Raw genomic sequence first — 14,120 nt, 5'->3', positions numbered from 1 at the left:
CGCCATGGCTTGCTTCCTGCCCCTGAAAGGTGCCTTCGCCATGCCTCAGAACCCCTCCAGCCTCCCCATCTCCTCCTCCTGCTGGCTGGTGCGCAGTCGGCGGTCGCCGGGGGAGGCGCGGGGCCACCTGTCTCGCCTCCTCTCCGCCGCTCCCGGAGGCGAACTCTTCATCGATCATGGCGAGTTGGTGGTCTCGGAGCTCGTCACCAATGCCATCGTGCACGGCACGCCGATCGGGAACCGGGTGTGGCTCTCGCTCTCCCTCTCGCCCTCCCGGCTGCGCATCGAAGTCCACGACGCGCGCCGTGACCGCGAGCCGATCCTTCAATCGAGCTCCGCCGAGGAGGAGTCCGGGCGGGGACTCCTCCTCGTCAAGTCCCTCTCGGAGCGCTGGGGTTGTTGCCCTCGTCTACCCATCGGCAAGATCGTCTGGGCGGAGATCGCGCCCGCCGTCTCCGCCGGCTCGGAGTGTGTCGCGTGACCCTCGAAAACCGCCTGGTCACCGCCGAGATCACCGGTGGCCTCATGCCCCCGACGATCTACTCCCTCCTCCCCAAGGCCCTCGACGCCCTCTGGTTCTCCCTCCAGTTCCAGCCGATCTCCCGCCCCCAGTGGCTCTGGTTCGAGCGCTACCTCACCGGCCCGTCCGCCGACCGTTTCGTCGCCGACTACCGCACCACCGCCGACCCGCTCGACCTCCCCGTCGTTCTTCCCTCCTTCCTCCACCACCTGCGGCTCCACTGGACGCCCCCCGGAGGCAACCTGTGAACCGCCTCGCCGACTGGTGGTTCGTCCACTTCTCCCGCACCCGGGCCGCCCGCCTGCTCCGGGCCGAACGTCGCCGACTCGACGCCGAGTTGGCGCGCCGGCTGCCCGAGGCGTCGGCCGCCGTCCGCCGCCGCGTGTTCGCGGCCATCGCGGAGCGGGACCCCCGTTGACACCCGTGCCGCCCTGCGCGCTACATTTGAACGCGTTCAGTTGAACGTGTTCAACTTTCGCGCTTGGGGGATGTCATGGATCTCTACCCTCGGTACCAGGTGCCGCGCCAAGCCGTGTATCTCGTCGGCGCCGCCACGGTGATGAGCACGGGGCCCGCGCTGCTCTTCCTGGTCCCCGCGCGGTTCTGGGCGTTGGTGCTCCTGCTTCCCGTGCTCGCCGTCGCCGCTCCGCTGGCGAACGCGCGCAATCGGGCGGCGTTCCAGGCCGCGTGCACCACAGGAGCGGTGGTCGCCGGGATCGCCTCGTTCCCGCTCGCGCTCATCGGCTTCTTCGGCATACCCGTGATCGGCGCCGTGATCGGCTGGTGGGTCAGCCTGTTCGGCCCCGCGACCCTGGTCCTGTTGGCGGCCCGGAGGGTCGCCAACAGCCGGCTGCCGCACCGGGACGCCATGAACGGCGGGTGGTTGATCGCCGTGTTCGCGCTGGGGACCTGGGGTGGCCTCCTCGCCCTGGTGTATGGTAATTGAACGCGTTCAAATAACAGACTGGGGGCGTGGTGGACGTACCGGGAAGTGCGAAGAGGCTAGCCGCCCTCGCGGTCGCTGTCGCGCTGCTGCCGCTGGTCGTCCTCACCACCGCGTTCGACGGCATGCTGACGTTCCTGCACCTGGTCGGGCTCCTCGGCGGCATCGCCTGCGCCGTGCCGTTGTTCTTCCGCAAGCGGGATCCGTTCCGGGTCGCCTGTGCGGCGGCGGGTGCGGTGGTGGCCGTGATCTCGGTGCCGATGCTCATCCTGAGCCTCTGGGCCATGGCAGTGTTCGAAGACTGGCTTGTTCTCCCGCTGAGCCTCCTCTACCTCCCGGTCGCCGCGATCCCTTCGCTGGTCGCCGCCTTCCAACGCGCTCGCGGACCGGAGTGCGGGCGCGTGACCGCCGTGGTCGCCCGGTGCACGGGAGGGGCCTCGCTGGCCGCAGTCGCTCTGGCAGTGGCCTTGCTGTAGCCGCCCCGGCGGCCGTCAGCAACTGTGGGCGCCAGGCCGGGTCGGCCAGCGGGGGCCGGTCAGCGGTGGATCAGGGCCCGCAGGAGCCGGACGTACCGGCTCCACCGCGCGGGCGTGGCCGGGGTGCCGCCGAAGGCCCGTTGCGCCTGGTCGAGCCCGTCCTCCAGGAGGGCGTCGTGCAGCCACCGGAACGCGAGCGGCCAGCTGAGGCGGGCCGGCCCGCGCGCCGACATGGCCAGGGTGTGGCGCAGCAGCGTGCCGCCGCCCGGCGCCGCCCGGACGGTGAACTCGTGGAAGCCGTCGAAGCCGCGCGGCGCGGTGAACGCGAAGCGCACCCACTGCCCCGGCGCGTGGCCGACGACGGTGTAGCGGATCGGCCCGTGTCCGCCCGCCGCGCCGGGGCCGAGCGGGGCGTCCAGGCGCATGCGTGGCCAGCGTGCCGCCGGCCAGAGCCGGTCGTCCGGGCCTGCGAGTCCGTCGACGAGGGCGCCGACCTCCTCGGGTGTTGCCGGGATGACGCGTTCGTGGATGTTGAGCACGGCCATGCCGCCCCCTGCCTTCCCCTCGCTCCCCCACACGTTCTGGAGAGACCCCTCCAATTGAATTGGAGAGTACTCTCCACTCCATGCCCAGGCCACCCCGCTACGACGAATCCGCCCTCCTCGACGCCGCCGTCCGGCTCGCGGCCGCCGGTGGACCGGCCGCCGTCACCATGTCGGCGGTCGCCCGGGAGTCCGGTGCGCCGAACGGCTCCGTCTATCACCGGTTCCCGCAACGGGCGGCGCTGCTGGCCGAGTTGTGGCTGCGCACGGTCGAGGACTTCCAAGCGGACTGGCTCGCCGCGCTCGACTCCAACCCGGACGACCCGTCGGCGGCCGGAGCCCTGGCCGCTCGCCGGGTCGTCGCCTGGAGCCGCGCCAACCCCGGGCCGGCCGCCGTCCTGCTGCACGGCGCGGAGGCCTTCGGCAAGGCCGAGTGGCCGGGGGAGTACGTCCGGTGCGAGCGGCAAGGGGGCCGACGGGTGCGCAAGGCGCTGGCCGGGCTCGCCGAGCGCCTGGGGGCCGGCACCGCCCTGGACGTCGACCGGATCGCCCTCGCCGTCGTCAGCCTCCCGCTTGCTGTGGTCCGCGGCCACCTGCGCGCCGGCAGCCCGCTGCCCCCGCACGCCGAGGAGTTGGCCGAACGGTGCGCACTCGACCTGCTCGCCGGTGCGTCCTAGGCTCGGCGTTCATGGACGTCACCGCGCCGACCCGACTGATCGCCGTCCCCGGCGGGCGGGTCACCCTGTCGGACCGCCGCACGAGCAGCCGCTGGACCGTCGACCTCGCGCCGTACCGGCTGGCGGCCTGTCCCGTCACCCGTGAGCAGTACGCGGCCGTGGCCGGGGACCGCCGCCCGGCCGACAGCGTCTCCTGGTACGACGCCGTCCGCTTCTGCAACGAACTCTCCCGCCACGACGGACTCACCCCCGCCTACCGTCACCACGGCGAGGAGGTGCACTGGGACCGCGCCGCCGACGGCTACCGGCTGCCCACCGAGGCCGAATGGGAGCACGCCTGTCGCGCCGGCACCGACGGTCCGCGCTACGCGCCGCTCGACGAGATCGCCTGGCACCGCGGCAACTCCGGTGAACGCCCGCATCCGGTCGGCGAGTTGCGGCCCAACCGGTTCGGTCTGCACGACATGCTCGGCAACGTCTGGGAGTGGTGCTGGGACCGCTACGACCCTGAGGTGTACGGCGACTACCGCGTGCTGCGCGGCGGCGGCTGGTTCGACGAGCACTGGAGCTGCCGCGCCTCCGTCCGGCGGCGCAGCCACCCCACCCTGCGGATCGACGACGTCGGGTTCCGGCTCGCCCGGTCGATCGCGGGTTGACGCCGACCCCAACGACGTTGGGGTGCCCGGAAGTTCGATTGGCAGATCCTGGGTCTGTCCATGCCAAGGAGTGCCGGACTAGCATCGCCCGCGGGCGCCGCGAGACGCCCGAAGGCCCGCTGGAGGAAGGGTACGCATGAAGCTCACGATCAAGTCCGGGCTTGCGAAGGTTCGTCGCTCCGCCCGCCGCCTGACGGCAGTCGCCGGAGTCATCGGCACCACCGCCGCCCTGCTCACCACCGTCGGCACGGCCCCCGCCCACGCCGCCGGTTGCTACAACTCCGGCAATCTCGTCCAGCTCGGCCCGTCCACCCCCGTGACGGTGAGCAACTTCTGGGGCTCCACCACGCTCGGGCAGCTGTACATCGGCTGGGACAAGTCCTCGTTGTGCTCCTACGCCGAGATCGACTGGTACAACGACAGCAGCGGTCGGAACTGGAACAACAACGTCTCGGGTGAGATCTACCTCAACTGGAACGACCCCGCCCACAACAGCGCCGAAGGTCGGCGCCCGTTCAGCGCCGGCCAGGCCAGCTCCTGGGTGTCCTACTTCATCTACCAGGGTCCCGGGACCACCTACACGCCCGGCCGGTCCTTCACCGCCGCCGTCCGCAACATGAACGTCCTCATCGGCTCCTCGTGGGGCGGCTTCACCACGTGCAGCTTCCCGATCTCCGTCGGATCCACCCACGACTTCTCCAACGGCTGGAACAGCGGCCCCGGCAGGGTCAACTGCAACTACTGACCGGGTTGCGGCCCCGCGCCCGCCGTCGCCACCGGCGGGCTCGGGGTGGCATCCACGGCGCCTGAGCCCGTGTTCGTCGTAGGCCAGGACGAAGGTGGCGCTCGACGATGCCGGCGAAGGGAACCCCGCGCCGCGCGACGTACTCCCGGCGGGTGACTCCGGTACCTCCCGGGGGCGACGAACGACACCGGAATGTTTGCATCCACTGGGTGATTCGAGACGGAGCTGCGGAACCCTAGCGTCGATCCCATGAAACGCAATCGCCGTATCAGCGCTGTCGCGGCGCTGGCGCTCGCCGCCCTCGTCACCGGAACCGGCGCCGGGTTCGCCGCCACGACCACACCGTCGGCCACACCGGTGGCCACGCACGTGTTCGACACCGCACCGGCCACGGCCACGGCCACCGCGCCCACGCGGTCCTTCCAGGGCACGCTCCCCGCGCCGACCGGCCGCTACGCCGCCGGCGAGGACGTCATCCACCTCACCGACGCCAGCCGTCCCGACCCGTGGGTGCCGTCGTCCGGCCCCCGCCAACTGACCGTCACGATGGTCTACCCGGCCGTCCCCGGGACCGGGACCCCGGCCCCTTACATGACCCTCGCCGAGGCAGCCGGAATCATCCAGCACCGGAAGATACCGGCGAGCTCCGGCGTCACCCCGCAGACCCTTTCCAGCGTCACCACCCACGCCTTCGACGGCGCGCGGCCGCAGCGCGGCAAGTATCCGCTGGTGGTCCTCTCACCCGCGTACGAGGACCCGCGCATGACGCTCACCGCGCTCGCGACCGAGCTGGCCAGTCACGGCTACGTCGTCGCGCTCGTCGGCCACACCTACGAGGACTTCGGCGAGACGCTGGCGAACGGCCAGACGCCGTCGTGCGCGATCTGCGATGACCCGGCGCGGCTCGACTTCGACTCCGTCGCCGCCAGCCGGGCGCTGGACGAGTCCTTCGTGATCGACCAGTTGACGCACGGCAATACCGCGTGGCGCCTGGCACACCTCATCGACAAGCACGAGATCGGCACGGCCGGACACTCCCTCGGCGGAGCGGCGGCCGCCGCCACGATGATCGCCGACCCGCGAGTACGGGCCGGAGTGAACATGGACGGCAGCTTCCACCCGGCCCCGATGCCCGGCCAGATCAACCGGCCGCTCCTCATGCTGGGCACGGCCGACAACCACTCGCCCAGCAGCCACGACACCTCGTGGGAGCAGGCCTGGGCCGCCCTCGGCGGCTACAAGAAGTGGCTGACGGTCGCCGGCGCCGACCACTTCAGCTTCGCCGACCTGAACCTGCTTCAGGAGCAGGCCGGGTTCCCGACGCCGCCCTTCTCCCCGGAACGCGGGGTGGTGATCACCCGCGAGTACGTGACAGCGTTCTTCGACCAGACGCTGAAGGGGATCCATCGTCCGCTGCTGGACGGCCCCTCGCCGAACAATCCGGAAGTACTCTTCCAGGACTAGTGCAGCGCCGCGTTGATCCTTCGCGGATCCATGCGGCTGACGCCCTCGACTGCGCCGTCGGCCGCTACCTCGGCGACCCCGCCGGCTGACCGGCAACCCCCGAAGGATCAACGCGGCACTGCCCTAGGGTGGGGCGTATGAGCCCAGCAGCCGTCGCCCTCCGCCCGATCGTCGAGACGGACCTCCCCGCGCTCGAACACCTGCTCTTCGCGCCGGAGGCCGTCGGGCCGTTCCAGTGGTACGGCTGGTCCAACCCGGCCGGGTGGCGGGCGAGATGGGCGCAGGACGGTCTGCTCACGGACGAGCTCTCGCAGCTCGCGGTCATCGCCGGCGGCGAGCTGTGCGGGGCCGTCGAGTGGCACCGGGTGGCGTCGGGCCCGTCCTCCTACCACTGGAACCTCGGCATCCAGCTGGGCCCCGAGGCGCGCGGTCGGGGGATCGGTACGCGGGCCCAACTCCTGCTGGTGGACTACCTGTTCGCGCACACGCCGGTGGTGCGGCTGGAGGCGGACACCGAGGCGGACAACCATGCGGAGCAGCGGGCGCTGGAGAAGTGCGGGTTCGGCCGGGAGGGCGTACTGCGCAGCGCGACCTTCCGGGACGGCGCGTGGCGGGACATGGTCCGCTACGGTCTGCTGCGCGCGGACCCCCGGCCTGGACCTGGAACCGGACCGGGAACCGGTGCCGAGGGTGGGGCGTTGGCGTCGGCGTGAGCACCGACAGCGTCTTCCTCCGCCCGTTCACGGCGTCCGACGTCGCCCACCTCGACGCGCTGATCCACGACCCCGAGGCCGTCGGGCCGTTCCAGTGGTACGGCTGGCACGACCCGGCCCGGTTCCGGCGGCGCTGGGCGGAGAACGGCCTGCTGGCGGACGGGCAGTCGATGCTCGCGGTGGTGGCCGACGGCGGGTTCGCGGGCTTCGTCGCCTGGCGCCCGTTGCGCGGCGCGGGCCGGACGCCGTACTGGAGCCTCGGGGCGCAGCTGCGGCCGGAGGCGCGCGGTCGGGGGATCGGCACCCGGGCCCAACTCCTGCTGGTGGAGTACCTGTTCGCGCACACCACGGTGATGCGGCTGGAGGCGGACACCGACACCGCCAACCATGCGGAGCAGCGGGCGCTGGAGAAGTGCGGGTTCACCCGGGAGGGCGTGCAGCGCAGCGCGACCTTCCGGGACGGCGCCTGGCGGGACTTGGTCCGCTACGGTCTGCTGCGCACGGACCCCCGCCCCGGGCCGGCGTAGTGACCGTCACTCCGCCGTCACTCCGCTCCGAACCACTCCTCGGCGAGGGCCTCGAAGGTCGTCGCCGAAGGCTTCAACTCGCGTAGGACCATGGCAGGTCGCTGTACACGTGGAGGAGTGTGGGTCAACGGCAGCTCGGCGAGGCCGAGTTGGTCGCAGAGGGCCTGGACGCCCGGGCGCATCACCGACTCGTCGGGCAGGATCGTGTCGCACTGCTCTTCCGTCTCCACCACAGACAGCATGGCCGCACGGCAGGCGGCCGGCCGTCGGGGCGGCAACGGGTTGTCGGCCGTTCAGGGCGCCGGATCGAGGGGGCCGACCGGTTCGGGCCCGGTGGCCGGGTCGCGGGTGAGCAGGTAGCGGGCGCCGGGGCCGGCCTCGCCCGCGCGGTCGCCGGCGTTGTAGAGGGCGCAGCGGGTGAGGGAGAGGCAGCCGCAGCCGATGCAGCCGGAGAGCTTGGCCTTGAGCCGTTCGAGTTCGGCGATCTGCTCGTCGATGCGGCTCTGCCAGGACTCGGCGACGAGGGTCCATTCGGTGCCGCTGGGCGCGGGCCGTTCGGGGAGCCGGTCGAGGGCGACGCGCGCCTCGTCGAGGGAGAGGCCGACCCGCTGGGCGGCGCGGACGAAGGCGATCCGGCGCAGGGTGCCGCGGGGGTAGCGGCGCTGGCCGCCGGCGGTGCGGGTGGCGTGGATGAGGCCGAGGCTCTCGTAGTAGCGCAGCGCGGAGGGGGCGAGGCCGCTGCGGTGGGCGAGTTGGCCGATGGTGAGCAGGTCGTGGCGGGACGGGCCCGCAGTGGGGCCCGCAGTGGGGCCCGCGGGGCGGCCGTGGTCGGGTATGGCGGTCACGAAGGTCCACTGTAGCCGCTTGACCTCAAGTCGACTTTAACTTGCACCATCGTGGCATGACGACGAACGCAGCCGCGACGAACGCCACCACGACGAACGCCCGGTTCGAGGACCTGCCGGGCCTGATGCGCCTGATGACCGGAGCCGAGAAGCACGGCCCGGCCGCCACCTCCACCCTGGACGTGGTCTGGGTGCTGTACGACCGGGTACTGCGGGTCACGCCGGAGACCGCCGACGCGCAGGACCGCGACCGCTTCCTGCTGTCCAAGGGCCACGGCCCGATGGCGTACTACTCGGTGCTGGCGGCCAAGGGCTTCCTCGACCCGGCGGTGCTGCCGAGCTTCGGCGGCTACGACTCGCCGCTCGGCCACCACCCGGACCGGATGCTGGTCCCGGGCGTGGAGATCGCCTCTGGCTCGCTCGGGCACGGGCTGCCGCTGGCGGTCGGCACGGCGCTGGGGCTGCGGGCGCAGGGGCTGTCCGACCCGGCGGTGTGGGTGCTGCTGGGCGACGCGGAGTTCGACGAGGGCTCCAACCACGAGGCGGTGGCCTTCGCCGGGGCGGCCGGACTGGACCGGCTGCACGTGGTGGTGATCGACAACTCCTCGGCCACGCACGGCTGGCAGGGCGGGATCGCGGCCCGGTTCGCTGCCGAGGGCTGGTCGACCGAGACCGTCGACGGCCGCGACCACGAGGCGCTGTACCGGGCCTTCACCGCCGAGCACCCGGGCCGCCCGCACGTGGTGGTCGCCCGGGTCGAGCCCAAGGAGTACTAGGGCCTGTCCGATCGAAGCCGCCGAACCCTCCCACACCGAAAGGCACTTCAGCTCTCATGGACACCATGCGCGACCGCTTCATCGACGTCACCTCCCGCCTCCTCGACGAGGACCCGCGCCTCGCCCTGGTCCTCGCCGACATCAGCACGGCCGGCTTCGCCCCCGCCCGGGACCGCCACCCGGACCGGGTGGTCAACGTGGGCATCCGCGAGCAGCTGCTGATCGGCGCGGCCGGCGGCCTGGCGCTGACCGGGATGCGCCCGATCGCCCACACCTTCGCCAGCTTCCTCATCGAACGCCCCTTCGAGCAGGTCAAGTTGGACCTGGTCCACCAGGGCGTCGGGGCGGTGCTGGTGAGCGCGGCCGGCTCCTACGACTGGCCGGCCGGCGGTCGCACCCACATGGCGCCGGGCGACGTCGCGCTGCTGGACACCCTGCCGGACTGGACGGTCCACGTGCCGGGCCACCCGGACGAGGCCGAGCAGCTGCTGCGGCACGCCGCCGCCGACGGGGACCGCAATGTGTACGTCCGCCTCTCCGCGCACCAGAACGCGGCGGCCGTCACCGTGGAGCCGGGCCGGTTCACCACCGTGCGCCGGGGCTCGCGCGGCGTGGTGGTCGCGGTCGGACCGATGCTGGACGCGGTGCTGGCGGCCACCGAGAACCTGGACGTGACCGTGCTGTACGCGGCCACGGTGCGCCCCTTCGACGCGGCCGGTCTGCGGGCGGCACTGGGTGACCGCCCGGACGTGGTGCTGGTCGAGCCGTACCTGGCCGGGACGTCCGCGAACGAGGCGCACGCCGCGCTGGCCGACCGCCCGCACCGGGTGCTGGCCCTGGGCGTGCCGCGCGAGGAGCACCGGCACTACGGCTCGATGGCCGAGCACCTGGCCGCCTACGGTCTGGACGCGGCCTCGCTGCGGGAGCGGATCGGGACGTTCCTCTGGTGACGGTCAGGGGGTCAGCACCACGGCCACCGAGTCGACCCCGAGCCGCACAGCCGACCCCGCCGCCGTCGCCGTCCCGAAGGCCGCGACGATCTCCCGCACTGTCCCGTCCAGCGGCACCGAGGCCTCGCCCGCCCCGAGGTTGACCGCCACCCGGTACGGCCCTCGGTGCACCACCAGCCAGCGGGCCGCCTCGTCGTACGCCACCCGCACCGCGCCCAGGTCCGGGTCGGCGAGCTCCGGACGGGCCCGCCGCAGCCGGATCAACGTCCGGTACCAGTCCAGGAGTTCGGCGTGCGGGACGCGGCGCGGTTCGGTCCAGTCGAGCACCGATCGCAGCACGGTGGCGGGTTCCTGCGGGTCGGGGACGGCCTCGGCGGCCCAGCCGTGCTCGGCGAACTCCCGCCGCCGCCCCTGCCGGACGGCCTCGGCCAGGCCCGGGTCGGTGTGGTCGGTGAAGTACTGCCAGGGGGTGGCCGCGCCCCACTCCTCGCCCATGAACAGCATCGGGGTGAACGGCGAGGTGAGTACCAGCGCGGCGCCGCAGGCGAGCCGGCCGGGGGAGAGGCTGGTGGAGATCCGGTCGCCGAGCGCCCGGTTGCCCACCTGGTCGTGGGTCTGGAGGTAGCCGAGCAGCCGGTGCCCGCCGCCGTCCACCGGGAACGGCCGGCCGTGGCTGCGGCCGCGGAAGGCGGACCAGCCGCCGTCGTGGAAGAAGCCGCGGGTGAGCGTCTTGGCGAGGGCGGCGAGCGGTTGGCGCGCGAAGTCGCCGTAGTAGCCCTGGGATTCGCCGGTGAGCGCGCAGTGCAGGGCGTGGTGGAAGTCGTCGCTCCACTGGGCGGTCAGACCCTGGCCGCCGGCCGCGCGCGGGGCCGTGGTGCGCGGGGTGTTGAGGTCGGACTCGGCGACCAGGAACAGCGGCCGGTTCGTCCGCACCGCCAACGTGTCGACCTCGTGGGCGAGTTCCTCCAGGAAGTGGATCGCCCGGTCGTCCGCGAGGGCGTGCACGGCGTCCAGCCGCAGGCCGTCGATCCGGTAGTCGCGCAGCCAGGCGAGCGCGCTGCCGATCAGGTAGCGGCGCACCTCGTCCGAGCCGGACGCGTCCAGGTTGACCGCCGATCCCCACGGCGTGTGGTGCCGGTCGGTGAAGTACGGCCCGTACGCGGGAAGGTAGTTGCCGGAGGGGCCGAGGTGGTTGTGGACGACGTCCAGGACCACGCCGAGGCCCTTGCGGTGCGCGGTGTCGACGAAGCGCTTCAGCCCCTCGGGCCCGCCGTAGGGCTCGTGCACGGCCCACAGCGAGACCCCGTCGTAGCCCCAGCCGTGCCGGCCGGGGAACGGGCAGACCGGCATCAGCTCGACGAAGTCGACGCCCAACTCGACCAGGTGGTCGAGGTGTTCGGCGGCCGCGTCGAAGGTGCCGCGGGCGGTGAAGGTGCCGATGTGCAGTTCGTACAGCACCGCGCCGGGCAGCGGGCGGCCGCGCCAGCCGGTCTGCGACCAGCGGAAGGCGGCGTGGTCCACCGGCCGGCTGGGGCCGTCCGGTCCGTGCGGCTGCCAGGGCGAGCGCGGGTCGGGCAGTGGCGGGCCGTCGTCGAGCCGGAACGCGTAGTCGCCGTCCGGCGCCTCGCCCGACCACCAGCCCTCGCGGTCGGTGCAGCGCGCCAACTCGTGGGCGGAGCCGTCGACTTCGACCTCCACCCGGTCGGCCGCGTACGGCGCCCAGACCTCGTACGTCCTCACGCGCGCCCCTTCCGGAAAGGCCTGGTCAGCAGTGCCACCGGGTAGGTCGCCAGCAGCTCGGCGACCGGCAGCGCGCCCGCCGGGTAGCTGCGTTCGGTCAGTTCGTCCGTCCAGGGCTTGCCGGCCGGTAGCTCCAGCACGGTGTTCCGCCAGCCGCCGGCCCGCGCCAGTCCGTACGGCAGCCGGGTGACGGCGGTGATGACGTCCTCGCCCCGGGCGAAGGCCAGCAGGTGGTCGCTGGAGAGGTCCACGGCGGTGAGCGGCCGGTAGGGCCCGAGCGGGCGGGTGCGCCGCAGGTGCAGCGCGTTGGTGGTGAGGTGCAGCTTCTCCCGGGCGAGGTCGCCGGGTCGCCGGGTGGCCGAGTCGGTGAGCCGGACGGCGAGCGGGCCGAAGTCGACCACGCCCCGGTTGTCCGGGTCGACCAGCGTGTACAGCGGCTCCTCGCTGCCCTGGTAGAGGTCCGGCACGCCCGGCATGGTGAGGTGCAGCAGGGCGGCGGCCAGGGTGTTGGCACGGGCGTGCGGCGCGATGGCGTGCACCTGGCCCTCGATCCTCGGGAGCAGTCCGGGGTTGTCGTAGACGGCGCGGGCGCGGTCGGCGAGGGCCTGCTCGTAGCGGGGGTCGGGGGTGGTCCAGGAGGTGTGCAGCTTGGCCTCGCGGACGGCCTTGAGCAGGGCGGCGACCAGCCGGTCGGGGCTGATCGGCCAGGCGGCGACCAGGGTGTGCCAGAGCAGCCAGTCGCCGTCCCGGTCGAGACCGGGGGCGGGGGGCCCGGCGGCGGTGGACCAGGCGGCGGCCTCGGCGGCCCAGGCCTCCGGCTGCTCGGCGAGCACGGCGAGGCGGGCGCGGGCGTCGGCGCTGCGCTTGGTGTCGTGGGTGGACAGCGCGGTCATGCTGTGCGGCCAGCTGCTCTCCAGGTACCGGCACCAGGCGTGGAAGTCGGCCGGGTGCAGGCCGGGCCGGGCGGGCTCGCCGCCGACCTCGTTGAGGCCCGGCAGCGCGTTCCACCGGTAGAAGGCGGTGTCCTCGACGCCCTTGGCGGCCACCGCGGCGGCGGTCTGCGCGAAGCGGACGCAGAACTCGTCGTGCTCCGGCCCCCGGCCCAGCTCGCCGAGCGCCAGCGCGGCCACCAGCCGGTCGGTCGGGTCGGCGGAGCCGTCCAGCGCCGCCCGTAGCTGCTGCTCGGACACCGGGGGCACCGGCTCGCCGGGCCGCGCGTACGGCCGGTACGCCGGGTAGCCGGTGAGCAGCCGCCGCAGCGCCGCACGCAGCTGCCAGGGCGCGTGGTCGGCGTGCGCGGGCTCGGCGGCCCCGATCCGCAGGGCGATCCGCACCAGCCGGTCGACCTCGGCGGCCAGCTCGCCGTACTCCGCGGTCATGTCGGCCCGCCCGCGCCGGGCGGCGGCGACGGCCGGGTGCGGGTCGGCGCAGGGTTCGCTGGAGGCGGGCCCGCCGGTCAGGAAGGCCTCGTACGCCCCGGCCAGCCGGCAGGCGCCCGCGTGGTCGGTGAGCACGCCGTCGATGCGGCGCAGCGCGTCGTAGCCGGTGGTGCCGGCGACCGGCCAGTCGGTGGGCAGCTGCTCGTCCCCGGTGAGGATCTTCTCGACCACGGTGTAGGCGCCGCCGGTGGCCTCGGCGAGTCGGCGCAGGTAGCCGCGCGGGTCGGCGAGGCCGTCGGGGTGGTCGATCCGGAAGCCGTCCAGGACGCCGTCGGCGTGCAGCCGCAGCAGCACCTCGTGGGTGGCCGCGAACACCTCGGGCTCCTCGACCCGGACGGCGATCAGCTCGTTGACGGTGAAGAAGCGCCGGTAGTTGAGCTCGGTGCGGGCCAGCCGCCACCAGGCGAGCCGGTACCACTGGCGGGCGAGCAGGTCGGTGAGCGGCAGGTGTTCGGTGCCCGGCCGCAGCGGCAGCACGTGCTCGTGGTAGCGCAGCTGCCCGCCGTCGACGGTGAGCCGGTGGAGTTCGGCGCCGAGCCGGTCGCCGAGCAGCGGCAGCAGCACCCGGCCGCGCCCGGGGGCGTCGACCGGGCCGGGCTGGGCGGTCCAGTCGATGTCGAACCAGCGTGCGTACGGCGAGTCGGGGCCGTCCCGCAGGACCTCCCAGAGCGGCCGGTTGAGCTGTTCGGGGACGGGCACGGCCATGTGGTTGGGCACCACGTCGGCGATCAGCCGCAGTCCGTGCGCGTGCGCGGCGGCGGCGAGCTCGCGCAGCGCGTCCTCGCCGCCGAGCTGCCCGCTGATCCGGCCGTGGTCGACGGTGTCGTAGCCGTGGGTGGAGCCGGGGGCGGCCTCCAGCAGCGGGGAGAGGTGCAGGTGGGAGACGCCGAGGGCGGCCAGGTAGGGGACGGCGGCGGTGGCGTCGTGCAGGGTGAAGCCGGGCTGGAGCTGGAGGCGGTAGCTGGCCGTGGGTGCGCCCGTGGGAGCGGCGGCGGCCGGGCGGGGCTGCGCGGGCTCGGCGGCGGAGGTCATAGGTCCATAGGTACCCGGGGGAGCCCGCCGCCAAGACCCGTTGCTGATCCGAACAGGTGACCGCGGCCGATTGGT

At 73.3% G+C, this 14,120-nt stretch carries 18 protein-coding genes; 13 read left to right on the top strand and 5 right to left on the bottom strand.

Annotated features, from left to right (window positions below; translation table 11 throughout):
- Positions 1-40: 40 nt before the first annotated feature.
- The 5 genes from ABTY15_RS19110 to ABTY15_RS19090 all read left to right on the top strand — a co-directional run bounded on the left by ABTY15_RS19110 (position 41) and on the right by ABTY15_RS19090 (position 1,939).
- On the top strand, positions 41-481 hold the full coding sequence (locus ABTY15_RS19110; protein ID WP_350591624.1) for an ATP-binding protein: 441 nt from the start codon (positions 41-43) through the stop codon (positions 479-481).
- A complete protein-coding gene (locus ABTY15_RS19105; RefSeq protein ID WP_350591617.1) occupies positions 478-768 on the top strand; it encodes a hypothetical protein in 291 nt (96 codons plus the stop codon). Before ABTY15_RS19110 ends, ABTY15_RS19105 begins: the two co-directional genes overlap by 4 nt.
- A complete protein-coding gene (locus ABTY15_RS19100) occupies positions 765-938 on the top strand; it encodes a hypothetical protein (RefSeq protein ID WP_350591610.1) in 174 nt (57 codons plus the stop codon). Before ABTY15_RS19105 ends, ABTY15_RS19100 begins: the two co-directional genes overlap by 4 nt.
- Positions 939-1,013: 75 nt before the next feature.
- A complete protein-coding gene (locus ABTY15_RS19095) occupies positions 1,014-1,466 on the top strand; it encodes a hypothetical protein (RefSeq protein ID WP_350591603.1) in 453 nt (150 codons plus the stop codon).
- Between the two features lie 26 nt (positions 1,467-1,492).
- Entirely contained in the window at positions 1,493-1,939 is a 447-nt protein-coding gene (locus tag ABTY15_RS19090; protein WP_350591595.1) for a hypothetical protein, read from the top strand.
- A gap of 59 nt (positions 1,940-1,998) precedes the next feature.
- Here ABTY15_RS19090 and ABTY15_RS19085 read toward each other — a convergent pair whose 3' ends face one another.
- A complete protein-coding gene (locus ABTY15_RS19085) occupies positions 1,999-2,484 on the bottom strand; it encodes an SRPBCC family protein (RefSeq protein ID WP_350591589.1) in 486 nt (161 codons plus the stop codon).
- An 80-nt stretch (positions 2,485-2,564) separates the two neighbouring features.
- Here ABTY15_RS19085 and ABTY15_RS19080 point away from each other — a divergent pair, with 80 nt between their 5' ends.
- From ABTY15_RS19080 to ABTY15_RS19055, 6 genes are all read left to right on the top strand, one after another.
- Positions 2,565-3,158 (top strand): TetR/AcrR family transcriptional regulator, encoded by a 594-nt coding sequence (locus ABTY15_RS19080; RefSeq protein WP_350591577.1) that lies wholly within the window; start codon positions 2,565-2,567, stop codon positions 3,156-3,158.
- Positions 3,159-3,169: 11 nt separating this feature from the next.
- Positions 3,170-3,814 carry a formylglycine-generating enzyme family protein gene (locus ABTY15_RS19075; RefSeq protein WP_350591567.1) on the top strand — a complete coding sequence of 215 codons (645 nt, stop codon included), beginning with the start codon at positions 3,170-3,172 and terminating at the stop codon, positions 3,812-3,814.
- A 136-nt stretch (positions 3,815-3,950) separates the two neighbouring features.
- Positions 3,951-4,559, top strand: a complete 609-nt coding sequence (locus ABTY15_RS19070) for a hypothetical protein (RefSeq protein ID WP_350591556.1) — start codon at positions 3,951-3,953, stop codon at positions 4,557-4,559.
- Positions 4,560-4,808: 249 nt separating this feature from the next.
- Positions 4,809-6,023, top strand: a complete 1,215-nt coding sequence (locus ABTY15_RS19065; protein ID WP_350591550.1) for an alpha/beta hydrolase family protein — start codon at positions 4,809-4,811, stop codon at positions 6,021-6,023.
- Between the two features lie 137 nt (positions 6,024-6,160).
- Entirely contained in the window at positions 6,161-6,736 is a 576-nt protein-coding gene (locus tag ABTY15_RS19060; RefSeq protein WP_350591543.1) for a GNAT family N-acetyltransferase, read from the top strand.
- Entirely contained in the window at positions 6,733-7,263 is a 531-nt protein-coding gene (locus tag ABTY15_RS19055; protein WP_350591535.1) for a GNAT family N-acetyltransferase, read from the top strand. Before ABTY15_RS19060 ends, ABTY15_RS19055 begins: the two co-directional genes overlap by 4 nt.
- Before the next feature lie 17 nt (positions 7,264-7,280).
- On the opposite strand, the gene ABTY15_RS19050 is transcribed toward ABTY15_RS19055, so the two are convergent.
- Together ABTY15_RS19050 and soxR are read right to left on the bottom strand one after the other, a co-directional pair.
- Positions 7,281-7,493, bottom strand: coding sequence for a hypothetical protein (locus tag ABTY15_RS19050; RefSeq protein ID WP_350591526.1), 213 nt, complete (start codon positions 7,491-7,493; stop codon positions 7,281-7,283).
- A 63-nt stretch (positions 7,494-7,556) separates the two neighbouring features.
- Positions 7,557-8,108, bottom strand: a complete 552-nt coding sequence (soxR, locus tag ABTY15_RS19045; protein ID WP_350591517.1) for a redox-sensitive transcriptional activator SoxR — start codon at positions 8,106-8,108, stop codon at positions 7,557-7,559.
- Between the two features lie 56 nt (positions 8,109-8,164).
- Between soxR and ABTY15_RS19040 the strand changes: the two genes are divergently transcribed.
- Positions 8,165-8,884 carry a thiamine pyrophosphate-binding protein gene (locus tag ABTY15_RS19040; protein ID WP_350591509.1) on the top strand — a complete coding sequence of 240 codons (720 nt, stop codon included), beginning with the start codon at positions 8,165-8,167 and terminating at the stop codon, positions 8,882-8,884.
- Positions 8,885-8,940: 56 nt separating this feature from the next.
- Positions 8,941-9,834 (top strand): transketolase family protein, encoded by an 894-nt coding sequence (locus tag ABTY15_RS19035; protein ID WP_350591503.1) that lies wholly within the window; start codon positions 8,941-8,943, stop codon positions 9,832-9,834.
- Positions 9,835-9,837: 3 nt separating this feature from the next.
- Here ABTY15_RS19035 and treZ read toward each other — a convergent pair whose 3' ends face one another.
- Together treZ and treY are read right to left on the bottom strand one after the other, a co-directional pair.
- Positions 9,838-11,574, bottom strand: a complete 1,737-nt coding sequence (treZ, locus tag ABTY15_RS19030) for a malto-oligosyltrehalose trehalohydrolase (RefSeq protein ID WP_350591490.1) — start codon at positions 11,572-11,574, stop codon at positions 9,838-9,840.
- Complete coding sequence (gene treY, locus ABTY15_RS19025) at positions 11,571-14,045, bottom strand: malto-oligosyltrehalose synthase (RefSeq protein ID WP_350591479.1); 2,475 nt, start codon at positions 14,043-14,045, stop codon at positions 11,571-11,573. Before treY ends, treZ begins: the two co-directional genes overlap by 4 nt.
- Positions 14,046-14,120: the final 75 nt, after the last annotated feature.

The organism is Kitasatospora sp. NPDC097643, assembly GCF_040302625.1.
In the GTDB taxonomy this organism is placed as follows: Bacteria; Actinomycetota; Actinomycetes; order Streptomycetales; family Streptomycetaceae; genus Kitasatospora.
This window is presented reverse-complemented; position numbering and strand designations above follow the sequence as displayed.

What these genes read in the sequence shown, in the direction of transcription:
- ABTY15_RS19110 (WP_350591624.1), top strand. Translation starts at nt 41, where the DNA reads ATGCCTCAGAACCCCTCCAGCCTCCCCATCTCCTCCTCCTGCTGGCTG.
- ABTY15_RS19095 (WP_350591603.1), top strand. Translation starts at nt 1,014, where the DNA reads ATGGATCTCTACCCTCGGTACCAGGTGCCGCGCCAAGCCGTGTATCTC.
- ABTY15_RS19085 (WP_350591589.1), bottom strand. Translation starts at nt 2,484, where the DNA reads ATGGCCGTGCTCAACATCCACGAACGCGTCATCCCGGCAACACCCGAG.
- ABTY15_RS19080 (WP_350591577.1), top strand. Translation starts at nt 2,565, where the DNA reads ATGCCCAGGCCACCCCGCTACGACGAATCCGCCCTCCTCGACGCCGCC.
- ABTY15_RS19075 (WP_350591567.1), top strand. Translation starts at nt 3,170, where the DNA reads ATGGACGTCACCGCGCCGACCCGACTGATCGCCGTCCCCGGCGGGCGG.
- ABTY15_RS19070 (WP_350591556.1), top strand. Translation starts at nt 3,951, where the DNA reads ATGAAGCTCACGATCAAGTCCGGGCTTGCGAAGGTTCGTCGCTCCGCC.
- ABTY15_RS19065 (WP_350591550.1), top strand. Translation starts at nt 4,809, where the DNA reads ATGAAACGCAATCGCCGTATCAGCGCTGTCGCGGCGCTGGCGCTCGCC.
- ABTY15_RS19060 (WP_350591543.1), top strand. Translation starts at nt 6,161, where the DNA reads ATGAGCCCAGCAGCCGTCGCCCTCCGCCCGATCGTCGAGACGGACCTC.
- ABTY15_RS19040 (WP_350591509.1), top strand. Translation starts at nt 8,165, where the DNA reads ATGACGACGAACGCAGCCGCGACGAACGCCACCACGACGAACGCCCGG.
- ABTY15_RS19035 (WP_350591503.1), top strand. Translation starts at nt 8,941, where the DNA reads ATGGACACCATGCGCGACCGCTTCATCGACGTCACCTCCCGCCTCCTC.
- treY (WP_350591479.1), bottom strand. Translation starts at nt 14,045, where the DNA reads ATGACCTCCGCCGCCGAGCCCGCGCAGCCCCGCCCGGCCGCCGCCGCT.